14 protein-coding genes are annotated in these 16,729 nt (G+C 39.5%); 6 read left to right on the top strand and 8 right to left on the bottom strand.

The window, feature by feature from the left end:
* Positions 1–47: 47 nt before the first annotated feature.
* A complete protein-coding gene (locus RV04_RS00860) occupies positions 48–752 on the top strand; it encodes an MgtC/SapB family protein (RefSeq protein WP_071856586.1) in 705 nt (234 codons plus the stop codon).
* Between the two features lie 77 nt (positions 753–829).
* Here RV04_RS00860 and RV04_RS13360 read toward each other — a convergent pair whose 3' ends face one another.
* The 4 genes from RV04_RS13360 to nrdH form a co-directional block, all read right to left on the bottom strand.
* Positions 830–1,867, bottom strand: a complete 1,038-nt coding sequence (locus RV04_RS13360) for a TPM domain-containing protein (protein ID WP_084405481.1) — start codon at positions 1,865–1,867, stop codon at positions 830–832.
* A 156-nt stretch (positions 1,868–2,023) separates the two neighbouring features.
* Positions 2,024–2,989: a class 1b ribonucleoside-diphosphate reductase subunit beta gene (nrdF, locus tag RV04_RS00850; protein WP_071856585.1), complete on the bottom strand. Its 966-nt coding sequence runs from the start codon at positions 2,987–2,989 to the stop codon at positions 2,024–2,026.
* A 232-nt stretch (positions 2,990–3,221) separates the two neighbouring features.
* Complete coding sequence (gene nrdE, locus RV04_RS00845; protein WP_071856584.1) at positions 3,222–5,381, bottom strand: class 1b ribonucleoside-diphosphate reductase subunit alpha; 2,160 nt, start codon at positions 5,379–5,381, stop codon at positions 3,222–3,224.
* Between the two features lie 80 nt (positions 5,382–5,461).
* Entirely contained in the window at positions 5,462–5,680 is a 219-nt protein-coding gene (gene nrdH / locus RV04_RS00840) for a glutaredoxin-like protein NrdH (RefSeq protein ID WP_016180418.1), read from the bottom strand.
* A gap of 394 nt (positions 5,681–6,074) precedes the next feature.
* On the opposite strand from nrdH, the gene RV04_RS00835 reads away from it, so the two are divergent.
* The 5 genes from RV04_RS00835 to RV04_RS00820 all read left to right on the top strand — a co-directional run bounded on the left by RV04_RS00835 (position 6,075) and on the right by RV04_RS00820 (position 11,619).
* Positions 6,075–6,551: a FeoA family protein gene (locus RV04_RS00835; RefSeq protein WP_071856583.1), complete on the top strand. Its 477-nt coding sequence runs from the start codon at positions 6,075–6,077 to the stop codon at positions 6,549–6,551.
* A complete protein-coding gene (feoB, locus tag RV04_RS00830) occupies positions 6,552–8,714 on the top strand; it encodes a ferrous iron transport protein B (RefSeq protein ID WP_071856582.1) in 2,163 nt (720 codons plus the stop codon). It begins immediately after the preceding gene.
* Positions 8,702–8,836 carry a FeoB-associated Cys-rich membrane protein gene (locus RV04_RS13050; RefSeq protein WP_143139470.1) on the top strand — a complete coding sequence of 45 codons (135 nt, stop codon included), beginning with the start codon at positions 8,702–8,704 and terminating at the stop codon, positions 8,834–8,836. The genes feoB and RV04_RS13050 overlap by 13 nt, the downstream gene beginning before the upstream one ends.
* Positions 8,837–9,031: 195 nt before the next feature.
* On the top strand, positions 9,032–9,724 hold the full coding sequence (locus RV04_RS00825; protein WP_071856581.1) for a MarR family transcriptional regulator: 693 nt from the start codon (positions 9,032–9,034) through the stop codon (positions 9,722–9,724).
* A 128-nt stretch (positions 9,725–9,852) separates the two neighbouring features.
* Entirely contained in the window at positions 9,853–11,619 is a 1,767-nt protein-coding gene (locus RV04_RS00820; RefSeq protein ID WP_071856580.1) for an ABC transporter ATP-binding protein, read from the top strand.
* 48 nt (positions 11,620–11,667) lie between these two features.
* On the opposite strand, the gene leuD is transcribed toward RV04_RS00820, so the two are convergent.
* From leuD to RV04_RS00800, 4 genes are all read right to left on the bottom strand, one after another.
* Positions 11,668–12,252, bottom strand: coding sequence for a 3-isopropylmalate dehydratase small subunit (leuD, locus tag RV04_RS00815; RefSeq protein WP_071856579.1), 585 nt, complete (start codon positions 12,250–12,252; stop codon positions 11,668–11,670).
* Positions 12,252–13,625, bottom strand: a complete 1,374-nt coding sequence (gene leuC / locus RV04_RS00810) for a 3-isopropylmalate dehydratase large subunit (protein WP_071856578.1) — start codon at positions 13,623–13,625, stop codon at positions 12,252–12,254. The genes leuD and leuC overlap by 1 nt, the downstream gene beginning before the upstream one ends.
* A gap of 25 nt (positions 13,626–13,650) precedes the next feature.
* Entirely contained in the window at positions 13,651–14,721 is a 1,071-nt protein-coding gene (gene leuB / locus RV04_RS00805) for a 3-isopropylmalate dehydrogenase (RefSeq protein ID WP_071856577.1), read from the bottom strand.
* Between the two features lie 63 nt (positions 14,722–14,784).
* Positions 14,785–16,299, bottom strand: a complete 1,515-nt coding sequence (locus tag RV04_RS00800; RefSeq protein WP_071856576.1) for a 2-isopropylmalate synthase — start codon at positions 16,297–16,299, stop codon at positions 14,785–14,787.
* Positions 16,300–16,729 lie beyond the last annotated feature (430 nt).

The raw sequence follows: 16,729 nt of genomic DNA, 5'->3' as shown, positions 1-16,729 counted from the left end.
TACTAGAAAAAGAGCGATATTTAGCTGCTGAAAGAAGAGGCGAGAGAATGGATCTGCATTTATCAGTTTATGAAATTATGCTACGGCTATTTTTAGCAATGGTTATGGGCGGATGTATCGGGATCGAACGCGAATATAAGAATCGTCCAGCTGGAATCCGAACACATATCTTAGTCTGTATGGGAGCGACGATCATAGCGTTGATTCAAGTGGAAATTGCGGACCAAGCGTTACGTTATGCCGCGGCAGAGCCACAATTTGTCGGTGTTGTCCGAGCGGATGAAGCGCGCTTGATCGCACAAGTCGTTAGTGGGATCGGTTTTTTAGGTGCCGGAACAATCATGGTCAGCAACCGCTCAGTCAAAGGCTTGACTACGGCTGCTTCGATTTGGGCAGGTGCGGGCTTAGGGATTGCCATAGGCATGGGCTATTATACGATCGCTATTTGTAGTTTTGTTGGGATCATGTTAGCTTTGACCGTTGTCAAACGAATCATCAAAATCAATTCGATCAAAAAGTTGGAAATTCGTTATATTCATCGAGAAGCGACGAAAGAATTCATCATGAATTACTTTGACAGTAAAAAAATTGCCGTGGAAGACGTTGATTTTGATGTTGATTTTATGGATGATTACCGGATCTACACAAATGTTTATACAATCGATTTGCCTCGGGGAATGAATTATACCGAAGTAATCGAAGATTTATCGATGTATAAGAACATCACGAAACTTCGGATGATCAATGTATAATAGTTTATAGTAAAAAAAGCGAGTAGGACAAGTCAAAGACTTGTCCTACTCGCTTTTTACTTAACAACTAAATGATTTTACCAACCCGAGTTAGCCCCACCGCCACCAGAACTACCGCCACCAAAGGAATCACCGCCCCCACCAGAACCAGAACTGCCACCGGATCCACCAAAGCCACCGCCAGAATGGTCGTTGTTAGAGGAACGATACTCCCATAATTGAGAATAATGCGTATAAACAGAATAAGAACGGATCGAGCTTTCATCGTAAGAGAGTAGATCACTTAGTGACAAATCACCAAAAGCAAAAGCAAAATCAAAAAAACAAGGTTTTTGACTTCGAAATAAATATTGATACCGTTGTTTGATTTCTGTTTTGGCTGCTAAAACAGTTGGTTTTTGACTGCCAATCAATGTCCAGCTATACCGTAAAAAGACCGATTGCCCATTTTCAGCTAATAGTTTACGGATTTCCTTGGCGTAATCTTTTCTAGCTTTTAGATAGATACTGATTTTTCTAAGTGGTAGCCAAAAGAACCGTGCAAGGATACTAAAGAAAATCAAAAATTCAACGAGGTGTCCACGAACAAAAACTCTGATTTGCTCAAGTGAGAGGTGATTTTCTGAGAAGTCATCGATTTTCAGCTGTCCAGTTAAGACTTGATCAATATTAGATACGGTATGTGCAACACCGGCATCATAATTTTTAGCTTGAAAAAATTCTTTGGTTTGATCATCCATCAATTGATAAGCAAGTCCATCAGGAATTATCGCTTCTAAGCCATAGCCAACTTCGATTCGTTGTTTTCGATCATTGACCGCAATTACGTAAAGTATCCCAGAATCATATTTTTTATCGCCAATACCTAATCGATTGAAGGTTTCATTGGCATAGTTTTCAAGCGTATCATCAGAAGGTAGATTAGGCAAAGTGATCACTACCAACTGTGGATGCAGATCTAGTTGCTGATAATTTTGATTATAAGAACTAATTTTATCTTTGGTTGTTTGAGATAAAACGTGGGCTTGATCATCGACAAAAATAGTATCAGCCTGGACATCTTTACCAATAAAAATCAGGAATAGCAGAGTACATAAAAAAAGAAATCGTTTCATTGTGGCGCCTACTTTGTATTTTTTCTATTATTATGTCGGTTTCTATGGATTGTGGCAATCATTTTTTAGGAAATAATGGAATAAAAAAACTTGACGAGAAAAAAACGCTCGTCAAGTCATCGCTTTATTTGTGTTTTACAGTAATAATACTAGTTTCTATTCAAATCCGATTAGATAATCGTCGTCATTCATCGCTTCAACTTGTCCTAGCAGGTAGCCATTACCAACTTGTGAGAAGAAATCATGGTTACTGGTTCCTGTCGAAATACCATTCATAACGATTGGATTGACATCATCTGCTGTATCTGGGAAAAGGGGATCCATTCCTAGATTCATCAACGCTTTGTTAGCATTATAACGTAAGAAGGTTTTGACTTCTTCGGTCCAACCGATCGCATCGTACAATTCTTCCGTATAGCGTTCTTCGTTTTCATACAATTCATACAATAAATCGTACATCCAATCTTTCAAACGTTCTTGTTCTGCTTCAGGCAATTCATTGTAGCCGCGTTGAAATTTATAGCCAATATAAGTACCATGAACGGATTCATCACGAATAATCAATTTAATGATTTCGGCCACGTTGGCTAGTTTATTGTTTCCTAAATAATAAAGCGGCGTATAAAAACCAGAATAAAACAAGAATGTTTCAAGGAAGACACTCGCAATTTTCTTTTCTAGTGGTGTTCCGTTCTTATAAATTTCATTGATTCGTTCGGCTTTTTTTTGTAAGTATTGGTTGGTATTCGTCCATTCAAAGATATCTTCGATTTCAGCTTTCGTATTCAAGGTACTGAAGATCGATGAATAACTTTTGGCGTGAACGGATTCCATAAATTGAATATTATTTAAAACCGCTTCTTCATGCGGGGTACGGACATCTTTTCTTAATTGATCCATGCCGCTTTCTGATTGGACGGTATCTAATAATGTCAAACCACCGAACACATAACCAACGGTAGTTTTTTCAAGGTCTGATAATTTACGCCAGTCATCTAAGTCATTAGATAACGGGATCCGTGTATCCAACCAAAATTGTTCTGTTAATTTTTCCCAAGTCGATTTATCGATGATATCTTCGATTTCGTTCCAGTTAATGGCTTCATAATAAGTTTCTGCCATGGATATTCCTCCTAGTTCGTATTAATGTATTTATTTTTTCAAAGACCGAAAAAATAAATTTGATGCTCACCACGTATATCATCTAACTATCTAAGTTCATACCTGATGTAAATTAACCTGTACGATTTATTTTAAACAAATGAAACTTGCGAAAAGTTGGATTGACATCCTAAAATAGTAAGTTAGACGATAAGAGTACCTCTCGTGCAAAAGCGCGAGAGGTAGCTAGGTTTTAGATGACACAACTTTCACATTGATTTGAACCGATCTCTTCAGCATCGTCGGTAAATGTCCGAACATAATAGATCGATTTACACCCTTTATAGAAGGCGTAGTTCCGTAAAATATTCAAATCACGTGTGGTTTGTTTGCTTTCGGTTTTCCATTCATATAAGCCTTCAGGAATCTCAGACCGCATAAACAAGGTCAAGCTCATTCCTTGATCGATATGTTGTTGAGCAGTGGCATAGACATCGATAACTTTACGCATATCCATATCATAGGCAGAAGTATAGTACGGCAATGTTTCATTATTCAAGTAAGGTGCTGGATAATAAATTTTACCGATTTTCTTTTCTTGGCGCTCTTCGATTAAACGAGTGATCGGGTGCAAACTAGCACTGGTATCATTGATGTAAGAAATCGAGCCATTTGGTGCAACTGCTAAACGGTTTTGGTGATACAAACCATCTTTTTGAACCGCGATTTTCAAAGCTTCCCAATCTTCAGCGCTTGGAACAAAAATATCTTTGAAAATTTCTTTGACTTTATCTGTTTTTGGCAAAAATTCACCCGTTGTATATTTATCGAAGTAAGAACCATCGGCATAAGCTGATTTTTCAAAGTTATGGAACGTTGTTTGTCGTTCTTTAGCTAAAGTATTGCTTTCCATTAAAGTCCAATAATTTAACAAGGTGAAATAGATATTGGTGAAATCAATGGATTCTTCGGAACCATAAGCCATCAAATGTTTTGCAAAAAAGCTGTGAAGCCCCATTGCCCCTAAACCGATCGTATGATTTAGTTGATTTCCATTTTGAATCGATGGGACCACATCGATATCTGATTCATCGGTCACAAAAGTCAACGCCCGTACCATTGTCCGAACGGATTGTCCAAAATCAGGACTTTCCATTAAATTGACGATATTTGTTGATCCTAAGTTACAAGAAATATCCGTCCCTAAAACATCGTATTCTTGCCGCCCATTGATCAATGAAGGGGTTTGGACTTGTAAGATCTCTGAACACAAGTTACTCATCACGATTTTACCATCCACAGGATTTGCCCGGTTTGCTGTATCGATATTGATGATGTAAGGATAGCCAGATTCTTGTTGTAATTTAGAGATTTCATTTTCTAAATCACGAGCACGAACTTTTTTCTTACGGATATTTGGGTTAGCAACTAAATTATCGTATTCCTTTGTAATATCGACGTAAGAATAAGGTACGCCATATTCACGTTCAACTCCATAAGGACTGAATAGATACATCTCTTCGTTCTTACGGGCCAATTCATAGAATTTGTCCGGCACAGTGATTCCAAGTGATAATGTCTTTACTCGGATCTTTTCGTCAGCATTTTCTTTTTTGGCCGATAAGAACATTTTGATATCTGGATGGAAAACATCTAGATAAACGACACCAGCTCCTTGCCGTTGTCCTAGTTGGTTTGAGTATGAAAAGCTATCTTCAAATAATTTCATGACAGGCACAACACCACTTGCCGCGCCTTCGTAACCTTTGATTGGAGCACCAGCTTCACGTAAGTTTGAAAGATTGATCCCAACACCACCGCCGATGCGAGAAAGTTGTAAGGCTGAGTTGATTGATCGACCGATACTATTCATATCATCGGTTACTTGGATCAAGAAACAAGAAACAAGTTCACCACGACGCTTCCGACCCGCATTTAAGAAAGAGGGCGTTGCTGGCTGATAGCGTTGATGAATCATTTCATCTGCTAAAGAAAGAGCTAATTCTTCGTCGCCATCTGCAAAATACAAAGCGTTATAAGCAACACGATCCTCATAACTTTCTAGGTATTCTGACCCATCATTACTCTTTAAAGCATATTGAGAATAAAATTTATACGCTGCCATGAATGATTTAAAGGTAAAATTTTGCTTTTTTAAATAAGTAAATAACTTTTCAATAAAGGCCGGAGAATATTTTGCAATAAAGGCTTCTTCCAAAAAGTCTTGTTCCAATAAATAGTCGATTTTTTCTTGCACAGAAGAAAATGCATGCGTGTTAGGCTCAACGTTTTCTTTGAAAAAAGCGGCTAGTGCGTCTTTATCTTTGTTTAATGGAATCTGTCCATTTACTGGACGATTGATTTCGTTGTTCAATTTGAAGTAGGATACTTCACCAAGCTCTTTTAAACTCATTTCGTCACATCTTTCTCTTTAAAATTTTCTCTCTATATAATGAAGAAAAACTTTGCAATCATGGACCGCAAAGTTTCAAACTACGCTAATGCTTTCAATTGATCTGGTCGAAATCCGATGATGGCTTGTTGACCGCCGAAGATAACAGGAACACTTTGGAAACCTTGATCTTTCAGAAAACCTAGAGCTTCGGGTTCATTGTCGATATTGATTTCTTCGAATGAAATTTGATTTTCAGTTAAATAACGCTTTGTCATTTTACATTGCATACAATTATTTTTTGAATAGACTTTTACCATAAGACTACCTCCTCTGATTTCTACAACTCCTAGTATAAAAGATGTAGTAAAAAAGTCAATCGTTAAACACTATATATTGTGGTGGTTGAAGAGTGGTATACCACTCTTTGTGTTCTTTGCAAAATTATTGAAAACAAGTGAATTCAGAGGAAAAGCCCTTTTTACTAGCTTGAATCATGAAGTTTAGTGTTTTTTTACGGAAAATAATTTTTTTTAATAACGTAAAATTTGAAATGAAATCAAATGTATTGTCAGTTGTCAAATAAACTGCTCAAAAATAGCGAAAATCTTCGACCATTTATTGACTTTGTTATCAAATGAGGCTATTCTTATTGAGAAAGATTCTCATTATTGATTGAGTAGATAAAATAAGTGGCTATAAATGGAGGAAACTATGACAACTTTAGCAGATGTATCATTGAATCAAGTCGTTCAAATCGATGAAATGACATTAGAAAATGAATTAAAGCATAGATTACAAGATTTAGGGATGATCGTTGGATCAAAAGTTGCTTTGGTCAATCATTCTGGTGAGAATGGCATCGTTCTTTTACACAATACCCGCTTAGCATTATCGCGCTCCTTATTAAAACAAATACTTGTGAAAGATCTAACGCAAGTTCAAGAATCTTGGGTATCGTTGGATCAACTACATGCAGGTGAGCAAGCAGTGGTGGTCAGCGTTCACGGAACTGGTGCAGTCAAACGTCGCTTGATGGATATGGGATTGACCAAAGGCACACCGATAAAAGTAGTGAAGTTAGCGCCTTTGGGTGATCCAATCGAATTAAGAGTTCGCGGCTATGAGTTGAGTTTACGAAAAAGTGAATCCGAAATGGTCGTGGTATCAAAAGAAGAGGGGGCGAATTAATTGGCACAGCTTCATATTGCTCTAGCAGGAAATCCTAACAGCGGAAAAACTAGTACATTCAATGTATTGACAGGTACTAATCAATTCGTTGGAAATTGGCCGGGAGTAACAGTGGAACGCAAAGAAGGTCGTTATAAGAAAAACTCAGACGTAACGATCGATGACTTGCCTGGGATTTATTCTCTTTCGCCTTATTCGCCCGAAGAAGTAGTAGCCCGAGATTATTTATTATCAGACACACCAGATGCGATCATTAATATTATTGATGGGACCAATTTAGAACGCAATCTTTATTTGACGACGCAGTTGATTGAGACGGGGATTCCGGTGGTTGTCGCAGTCAACATGATGGATATCGTTAAAAAAAGTGGCAAACAAATTAATCTAGAGAAATTAGCCTATGCACTAGGAGTACCGGTCGTGGGTGTCAGCGCCCTAAAAAATTTTGGGATCGATAAAGCCGTGAATGAGGCCATACATCTGATCGAAAAAGGGCGAACTGAAGTCAGCTTTCCGCATTATGATCGGCGGTTGGAAGCTGCACTTAGTGAGATCGAAGAGGTTTTGGGCAGTACTGTTTTAGCAAAATATAGCCGATTTTATAGTGTGAAATTATTTGAACGCGATGAACAAGCACTCACACAATTAGATTTAAGTAAGATCCAACAAAAAGAAATTGCAGAAATCGTTCAAATTACAGAAAAGATTTTTGGCGATGATGCAGAGAGTCTTATCATCAATGAACGCTATAACTTTATCACTCATTTAACAACGTTATGTGTCGTGAATGGGGATCATTTTAAATTATCCTTGTCAGATAAGATCGATCATGTCATCACCAATCGTTTCTTAGCTTTGCCGATCTTTGGTCTAGTGATGTGGCTGATTTACTATATTGCGATCCAGACCGTCGGGACGATGGGAACAGATTGGGTCAATGATAATTTATTCGGTTCGATCGTACCAAATTTTGTCAGCTCGACCTTACAAGCCTGGCACGTAGCGGCTTGGATGCAGAGTTTGATTTTAGATGGAATCATCGCGGGCGTCGGTGCGGTGCTGGGTTTCTTACCACAGCTGATGGTACTATTTTTATGTTTAGCCATTTTAGAAGATTGTGGCTATATGGCTCGCATTGCTTTTGTGATGGATCGAATTTTCCGCAAATTTGGGTTGTCGGGTAAATCTTTTATTCCGATGCTGATCGCCACAGGTTGTGGCGTACCGGGAGTTATGGCAAGTCGGACGATTGAAAATGAAAAAGATCGTCGAATGACAGTGATGCTGACGACATTTATGCCTTGTTCTGCAAAATTACCGATCATCGCTTTAGTAGCAGGAGCTTTTTTCCCGCATAGCAGTTGGGTAGCACCCTCGGCCTATTTTGTTGGGATGGCGGCTATCGTTCTATCTGGAATCGCGTTGAAAAAGACGCGACTGTTTAGTGGTGATCCATCACCGTTTATTATGGAATTACCAGTCTATCATTTTCCGCGGATCGGAAATACGATTCGTTACACTTGGGATCATAGCAAAGCCTTTGTCAAACGAGCAGGAACGATTATTTTTGTTTCAAGCATCATTATTTGGTTTATCTCTAGTTATAATTTCCGCTTACAATCCGTGAATGAAAACGACAGTATTTTAGCAGCTCTAGGTGGTGTAATTGCTCCGTTATTTGCCCCGCTCGGGTGGGGAAATTGGAAAGCCGCAGTGGCTGCTATCACAGGTTTGGTTGCTAAAGAAAATGTGATTGGGACTTTTGGCGTACTGTATCGCCATGCGGAAGTTTCAGAAAATGGGTCAGAAGTTTGGTCGGTATTGCGCCAAACGTATACCTCAGTTGGTGCATATTCATTTTTAGTTTTTAACCTTTTATGTGCGCCTTGTTTTGCTGCAATAGGAGCGATCCATCGTGAAATGGGTGATCTGAAATGGACGATTCGTGCTATTGGTTATCAGTGCGGGTTGGCGTATGCTGTAAGTTTTATACTTTATCAATTTGGGCATATCTTTTTTGAAGGTGGTCATATTACTTTAGCTACAGTGATTGCGGGAATCATCTTGGCAACGATGGTTTATTACATCATCAGAAAACCAGCGAAACAGACACCAAGTATTTCGATCCAAGAAATCAAAGAGGTGAAAGAATGGCAACTATAATTTTAAGTATCTTGATCTTTGGTGGTGCAGGGGTGATCATTTATCGTCGGATCAAACATGGTGGTTCATGTGAAGACTGTGATTGCAGTTGTCCAGTGAAAGAAGAACAACAAAAGAATTAAACGATTCGGCGAGTATTCGCCGGATCGTTTTTTCTTTTGTTGGAAAAAATAAAAAAGTTTTGTAAAGTTGTTGACAAAGATGAGGTACCGAACTATAATAACTAACGAAATGAAGTTAGGTACCGAACTTTGAGGGTGTTCACCCCGAATGCTTGAACACATCCAAGTTTAAGATAATGAAAGGGAGCGATTGGAATGAGTCATTTTACTGAAGAATTGATGCAACAATTACGTTTTATCAGAACAGCAAGTAATGCGTTTATCAGCAAGCGTCAAAGATTGACCGGACAACAACGTGTTTTAGCAATTTTAGATAAAGAAGATGGATTGATCCAAAGCCAATTGGCTGAAATATTGGATATTCGTCCAAGCTCATTAGCTGAATTAATGAAGAAGATGGAAAAAAGTGACGATGTTCGTCGACAAGAAGAAGAGCAAGATCGACGGATCAAACGAGTATATCTAACGGAAAAAGGCAAAGAAAAAGCCAAAAAATTAGGTAGTACAGGCGGAGATATGAGCGAAGCGTTTTTTGCTGGATTGACAGAAGAAGAACAACAACAATTTAGTGAAACACTACAAAAAATATCTGATGGTTGGAAAGATGAATTTAAGAAGCAAGCAGGCCGTTTTGTTGATCCAATGGATCGCTTGCGTCAAATGCAAGCCATGCGTGAGCAAATGGCTGATAATTGGAAAAATCTTTCACGAGAAGAACAACGCCAACTGCGTAATCAAATGAAACGCCAAATGCGGGATACTTCGCATGAATTTCCACGAAACAAGTTTCCACGTGATTTCCAGCAAAATTTCTGGGGGAATCCGGATTATTTTAATCAACCAGAGGAACCAAAAAAATCAGCTGACAATGAATGGGAAGATTTCTAAACGTCATTGATTGAACAAAAAATAAATTTTCTACTATAGTATAAGAGCTAGTCATAGTCTCTGGGTATTAGCAGAATGAGTAAACTGACGAGCAGGACCTCGTCGCTATGAACTAGGAGGAAACGATAATGGATCGTGATATGAGAATGGAGCAAGAACGCCCCCACACAAAAAGTAATTACAAATTGAAAGATTTTATTCGCTTGATTACGAGCGTTAACCCTAAAAAAACATTATTTGGGGTGGGATTATTTTTAAGTCTATTGACTAGTGGTGCTAGTTTGATCGTGCCACAATTGACAAAAGGTCTGATCGATACGAGTAAACTCGCTCAAATCGACAAAATGATGTTGGTCGTATTAGTCTTAGCATTTGTCGCTCAATTAGCTTTTGGAGCCATCGGCAGTTTTTTATTACGTTATGTTGGTGAAAGTGCAGTTAAAACATTACGCGAAAAATTATGGGGCCATCTATTACAAATGCCTGTTGGGTATTATGATGACCATAAGTCAGGCGAAAGCAGCTCTCGTCTAGTTAATGATACGACGGTAATCAAAGATTTAGTAGCTACACAATTTCCAAACTTTATTACTGGAGGAATCCAGCTTGTGGGTTCAATGATCATTCTATTCGTGATGGATTGGAAGATGGCCGCAATGATGTTTTTAGCGGTACCGATCATGGCTTTGATCATGGTGCCAATTGGCCGTGTCATGTCACGACTTGGCCGTCAATTACAATCAGCAACTGCTGATTTTAATGCAGAAGCAAGTGAAAAATTATCAGAAATTCGCTTGATCAAAGCGAGTAATGGAGAACCCTTTGAAAAAGCTAGTGGTCGTTCATTTATCAATAAGATTTTTAGCTTAGGGATCAAAGATGCGAAGGTAGAAGCATTGCTTCAACCAATTATCACGACTGTGATGTTAGGTTTATTTGTTGGTATTTTAGGTTATGGTGCTGTTCGGGTCCAAGCGGGAACATTGACTAGTGGGGAATTAGTTGCTTTCCTATTATATTTATTCAATATCATGATGCCTGCGGCTAGTTTTGCAACATTCTTCTCACAAGTTCAAAAAGCAATGGGCGCGACCGAACGTATTGAGCAAATTTTAAAAACGGACTTGGAACCAATCGAAGAAGGTAAAACAGTCGACGTTTCCGGTAAAACGATCAAAGCAGAAAATTTATCTTTCCACTATGAAGAAAATCGTCCAATTTTGAAAAATGTTTCGTTTGAAGCGAAACCCAATACTGTGATTGCATTTGCTGGACCTAGTGGTGGCGGGAAATCCACGATCTTTTCTCTGTTGGAACGTTTCTACGAACCAACAGCAGGGGCCATTAAAATCGGAGATGAAACAGTCGATGAACTTAGCTTAGCTAATTGGCGTTCGCAAATCGGCTATGTTTCGCAAGATAGTGCCGTATTTGCTGGCAGCATCCGAGATAATCTACAATATGGATTGGACCGTACATTAAGTGAAGCCGAGTTATGGCATGGTTTGGAATTAGCTTATGCAGATCAATTTGTTCGGGATTTCCCTGATCAATTAGAGACAGAACTTGGCGAACGGGGGGTTAAATTGTCAGGTGGTCAAAAACAACGGATTGCGATTGCTCGTGCATTCTTGCGAGATCCTAAAATTTTAATGTTGGATGAAGCCACGGCTAGTCTTGATTCACAATCAGAAGAAAAGGTTCAACGGGCCTTGGATCAATTGATGGAAGGACGGACAACATTAGTGATCGCACACCGCTTGTCCACGATCGTAGATGCGGATCATATTTATTTCATCGAAAAAGGTGAAGTAACTGGACATGGTTCCCACAGCGAATTGATTGCCACTCATCCACTATATGCAGAATATGTACAAGAACAAGTTGTTAATTGAACATAAAAAAGCTAGCAAGACGAGTAATCGTTTTGCTAGCTTTTTGTTTTACCTATAAGGAGGCATTGATGATTCATAAGCCTTGATTTTATCTTCATATTGTAAAGTGATACTGATATCATCCGAACCATTGATTAATTTTTCTTTCCAAGTTGGATCGATTTGAAATGCGTAACGAGCTTCTGATGTTTGGATCTCTTGATTTGGCAAATCGATCGTGATGGCTTCAGCTGCTGGTAGCTGACTTAAAACACTGCGCGCATCATGATTCAATTTAATAGGAAGTAATCCATTTTTTAACGCATTCATATAAAAGATGTCACTGTAACTACCTGCAATCACTGCATGAAAACCATAGTCTTGTAATGCCCAAGCGGCATGCTCACGCGATGAACCAGAACCAAAGTTCTCACCCGCAATCAAAATCGTTGCTTCTTTTCGATCGGGTGCGTTCAAAATAAATGTGGGATTAGCTGAGCCATCGGCTAAAAAACGCCACTCATCAAATAAATGTTTTCCAAAACCAGCTTTGTCGACTTGTTTTAAAAATCCTTTGGGAATGATTTGATCAGTGTCGATATTGTCATTCATCAATGGCACAGTTTTACCAGTGTAACGAATAAATTTTTCCATTAGAAAACCTCCTTGCGACTGTCAACAAAATTACCATTAATGGCAGCTAAAGCAGCCATCACGGGACTACAAAGATGGGTACGGGCATTTTTACCTTGGCGCCCTTGGAAATTACGATTGGAAGTAGAGGCACAGTGAACTCCTTCAGGTACACGATCAGGATTCATCCCTAGACACATAGAGCAACCAGGTTCGCGCCATTCAAAACCAGCCGCCTTAAAAACTTTATCCAGGCCAATTTTTTCAGCGGCTTTGCGGACAGGTCGGGAGCCAGGGACGACGATGGCGGTAACTTTTTCGTGTACTTTTTTTCCGGCAATGATTTTGGCGGCTTCTTGTAGATCCGAAAGTCTGCCGTTAGTGCAAGAGCCGATAAAAACATAACCTACCGGAATATCAGCAGGGGTCTGGCCGGGTTTTAGTCCCATGTAATCATAAGCTTTTTGGATATCTGGTGACGTGACTGCTGGAAAGTGGCTATTAAAAGGTACGCCCATTTCGGGGTTGGTACCCCAAGTCACGAAAGGAACCAACTCAGTTACATCCAACGTCAATTCTTTATCATATATCGCATCATCATCCGTATAAAGTTCTTGCCAATCAGCGATCGCAGCTTGTAGATCTTTTGGTGCAAACTCACGTCCGGCAACATAAGCAAAGGTTTTTTTATCAGGAGCGATCAAACCAATTTTTGCCCCACCTTCGATCGCCATATTACAGATCGTCATTCGTTCTTCCATCGATAAGTTTTCAATCGCTTCGCCGTAAAATTCTGCTCCATATCCTACGCCAAAATCTGTGCCGTATTTAGCAATTAACGCTAAAATGATATCTTTTGCATAGACCCCTCTAGGAAGTTTCCCTGTGATTTTGATCCCCATATTTTGCGGCTTGTTTTGCCAAAGCGTCTGTGTCGCAAAGACATGCTCCACTTCACTAGTGCCAATACCAAAAGCTAAAGCACCAAATGCGCCGTGTGTTGCAGTATGAGAATCACCGCAAACGATCGTTTTTCCAGGTTGGGTCAAGCCAGTCTCTGGACCAACCATATGGACGATGCCTTGCCGATCACTACCATTAGTGCAAAGTTGAACACCAAACTCACGACAATTTTCTTTTAATGTATCGATTTGTTTTTTTGCTACCAAATCAGAAAAATTGAAGATATCAACAGTCGGAACGTTATGATCCATCGTCGCAAATGTTCGTTCAGGATGACGTAATTTTCTTCCTGCTGCACGTAAGCCTGCAAAAGCTTGTGGGGAAGTGACCTCGTGGATCAATTGTAGATCGATATAAAGTAATTGCGGAGCACCTTCTTCGCCATAAACGACGTGTCGTTGCCAAAGTTTATCAAATAGTGTTTTTCCCATGTTCGTTACTCCTTTGCTTTAAATTCTAAATTATTGTGGTCGTAGCTGAAATCATTTGACACATTTGGATGACTGCTGCGGTAAATTCCGTCGTGCTAGCAGTCCCACCTAGATCGCTCGTTGCAATGCCTTGAGCTAAAACTTGGTCACAAGCTTTTTCGATCAGTTGTGCTGCGTGCTCTTCTGCAAAAGATTGGCGCAGCATCATGGCTATAGATAAAATCATCGACATTGGATTGGCAAGTCCTTGTCCGGCGATGTCTGGAGCCGAACCGTGGATCGGTTCATAGAGCGAAGGACCGTCGCTGCTATGGCTAGCACTTGGTAATACGCCCAATGTTCCTGGTAAAACGGAAGCTTCGTCGCTCAAAATATCTCCGAATAGATTATCTGTTACGATCACATCAAAATCCGTCGGTCTTTGGATCAATTTCATCGCAGCCGAATCGACGTATTGATGATTTAGCTGACAATCGGGATAGGCTTTGGATACTTCTTCAGCCGTTGCTCGCCATAGTTTACTTGAAGCTAAAACGTTGGCTTTATCAACCGAGGTGACTTGTTTTCTTCGACCTTGAGCGATTTTAAATGCTGTATGGAGAATTTGTTCGATCTCATTTTTTTGATAGCGTGCTGTGTCATAGGCCATCGTCGCAGTCAATTCTCTAGGTTCACCAAAATAAATTCCACTGCTTAACTCACGAACGATCACCAGATCGGTTCCTGCAATTATTTCCGGTTTTAAAGGTGATCGAGGAGCTAAAGTAGCAGAAACAGCTACCGGCCGGATATTAGCGAATAGCTTCAGCGTTTTACGTAAAGCTAATAATCCTTTTTCAGGTGTATCGATTTCTTTGTCCCATTTAGGACCACCAATCGCGCCTAAAAGAATCGCGTCTGCTTGTTGGCAAGCTGCTAATGTTTCAATAGGAAGCGGGGATCCGGCTGCATCAATCCCAGCCCCACCAAAGGGATATTTTTGGATCTCAAATTCATGAGTACATTGGGGTTCGACTGCACTTAAGACGCGTAACCCGCTTTCCATAATTTCAGGACCAATGCCATCTCCAGCTAGAACAATAATTTTTTTCTTCATATCAAAAGGACTCCTATCTTTGGATCAACAAATTAGTTGGATGTTTTTCATTAACTTAAAAAGTTAATGTGCTTGTGCAAAATGATTGCTAGCTTGGACATATGCTTTTGCCGAGGCGTGTAAAACATCAAAATCCACGCCGATTCCGCGAAATTCTTGTTTAGTTTGTTCATTGCACAAGGTGACTCGTACTTCTGCTTGGGCGTCTTCACCGCCAGTTAATGCTTGGATCTCATAATCGGTCAATGTCGGGTGTTGATGAAACACTTCATCGATCGCGTTGTAGATTGCTTGGATACTGCCGGCACCAATTTTAGAAGCTACTTTTGTTTGATTGTTGTCATCGATGATCGAGATGATCGCCCCTTGATACCCGTTGGAACTATATTGGACTTGCACATCGGATAGGCGATACTTTTCGATTTCTTCACGGTGTTGATCAGCGATTAGAGCAATCAAATCGTTATCAGTAATGTGTTTTTTCTTATCGGCTAAAATTTTGAAACGTTTGAAGGCTTCTTTACTTTCACTCTCGGATAGTTGATAACCCAATTCTTCAAGTTTGGAACTGAAGGCATGTCGACCGGACAATTTTCCTAGCGGTAGCGAATTTTGGGCAACGCCAACCATTGTCGGAGTGATGATCTCGTAGGTTTCTGGATTTTTCAATACGCCATCTTGATGGATTCCAGATTCATGAGCGTAGGCATTATCACCGATGACAGCTTTATTTTTAGGAACAGTGATCCCAGAAAGTCGTGAAACGAGGTCACTGGTTCGTTTGGTTTCATTTAAGACGATCGTTGTTTGACACGCATAAAAATCTTTTCGAATCGCGAGTGCTAGAGCGACTTCTTCCAATGCGGTGTTACCTGCACGTTCCCCGATCCCATTGACGGCGCCTTCTACTCGATTGGCACCATTTTCAATTGCTGCAAGAGCATTGGCAGTCGCCATACCTAGGTCATCGTGACAATGAGAGGAGAAGATGATTTCTTGCTCGCTTTGAATATTTTCAATCAAAAATTTGAATAGGGCGCCATATTCTGTTGGGTTAGAATAGCCGACTGTATCTGGGATATTGATGATCGTAGCTCCGGCATCAATAGCTGTTTGGACTGATTCTAATAGGAAGTCTTTTTTCGTTCGCGAAGCATCTTCGGGTGAAAATTGAACTTTTTCAAAGTAGTTATGCGCATAAGTGACGTGCTCTTTGATCGAAGCTAAGACTTCATCAGGGGTCATTTTTAGTTTGTACTTCATATGGACGTCACTAGTTGCCAGAAAGATATGGATCTGTGGATCGACTGCATTTTTTAAGGCTTCATAGACACGATCAATATCTTTTTTTTGACAGCGAGCCAAGCCAGTCACGGTCATCTTTTTTACATTGTCGGCAATGGCTTTTACGGCATCAAAATCACCAGGGGAGGCGATTGGGAAACCTGCTTCGATCACATTGATGCCCCATTTTTCTAATTGAAGAGCAATTTGGACTTTTTCTTTCGTGTTGAAATTAACACCGGGAGTTTGTTCTCCATCTCTTAGTGTGGTATCAAAAAACTGTATTTTTCTCATTTTCTTCCTCCTAATGACAAAAATGGGTACAAAAAAAGCATTCCACCGAAGAAGAACCTCTTTCTTCTCCGATGCAATGCGAATAGGGGCTTATTGAAAAATTTTTCAATAAGTCCCTAGCATAATAATAAAGTTGCGTTATATGTCGGTATTGATTTTTTCATAGCAACCACCCATTATTGTCAGAATTTTTTGTAATTATTTTTTATTATCTTATAGAAAAGAATGTGAGATGTCAATATGTTTATGAAAAATAAATGAGATTAAAAACCAGCTTATTTATTTAAATTTATTAGATTACTTATAAATATACGTTCTATAAAGCGCTTTTTATGAATTTTTTGTGATTATTCAATTACCATTGATATGTTATAAAAATGCTTAAAATGAAGAAAAATGTCCTTTTTAACCAAAAAAAGCGTTTTAGTTT

This window comes from Enterococcus hermanniensis (assembly GCF_001885945.1).
GTDB classification, from domain to species: domain Bacteria; phylum Bacillota; class Bacilli; order Lactobacillales; family Enterococcaceae; genus Enterococcus_A; species Enterococcus_A hermanniensis.
The sequence above is the reverse complement of the archived record's forward strand: the minus strand, read 5'-3'. Positions and strand labels throughout refer to the sequence as shown.

Excerpts from the sequence above, each read along its gene's own strand:
- RV04_RS00860 (WP_071856586.1), top strand. The coding sequence starts at position 48 with ATGGATCTGCATTTATCAGTTTATGAAATTATGCTACGGCTATTTTTA.
- RV04_RS13360 (WP_084405481.1), bottom strand. The coding sequence starts at position 1,867 with ATGAAACGATTTCTTTTTTTATGTACTCTGCTATTCCTGATTTTTATT.
- nrdF (WP_071856585.1), bottom strand. The coding sequence starts at position 2,989 with ATGGCAGAAACTTATTATGAAGCCATTAACTGGAACGAAATCGAAGAT.
- nrdE (WP_071856584.1), bottom strand. The coding sequence starts at position 5,381 with ATGAGTTTAAAAGAGCTTGGTGAAGTATCCTACTTCAAATTGAACAAC.
- nrdH (WP_016180418.1), bottom strand. The coding sequence starts at position 5,680 with ATGGTAAAAGTCTATTCAAAAAATAATTGTATGCAATGTAAAATGACA.
- RV04_RS00835 (WP_071856583.1), top strand. The coding sequence starts at position 6,075 with ATGACAACTTTAGCAGATGTATCATTGAATCAAGTCGTTCAAATCGAT.
- RV04_RS13050 (WP_143139470.1), top strand. The coding sequence starts at position 8,702 with ATGGCAACTATAATTTTAAGTATCTTGATCTTTGGTGGTGCAGGGGTG.
- RV04_RS00825 (WP_071856581.1), top strand. The coding sequence starts at position 9,032 with ATGAGTCATTTTACTGAAGAATTGATGCAACAATTACGTTTTATCAGA.
- RV04_RS00820 (WP_071856580.1), top strand. The coding sequence starts at position 9,853 with ATGGATCGTGATATGAGAATGGAGCAAGAACGCCCCCACACAAAAAGT.
- leuD (WP_071856579.1), bottom strand. The coding sequence starts at position 12,252 with ATGGAAAAATTTATTCGTTACACTGGTAAAACTGTGCCATTGATGAAT.
- leuC (WP_071856578.1), bottom strand. The coding sequence starts at position 13,625 with ATGGGAAAAACACTATTTGATAAACTTTGGCAACGACACGTCGTTTAT.
- leuB (WP_071856577.1), bottom strand. The coding sequence starts at position 14,721 with ATGAAGAAAAAAATTATTGTTCTAGCTGGAGATGGCATTGGTCCTGAA.
- RV04_RS00800 (WP_071856576.1), bottom strand. The coding sequence starts at position 16,299 with ATGAGAAAAATACAGTTTTTTGATACCACACTAAGAGATGGAGAACAA.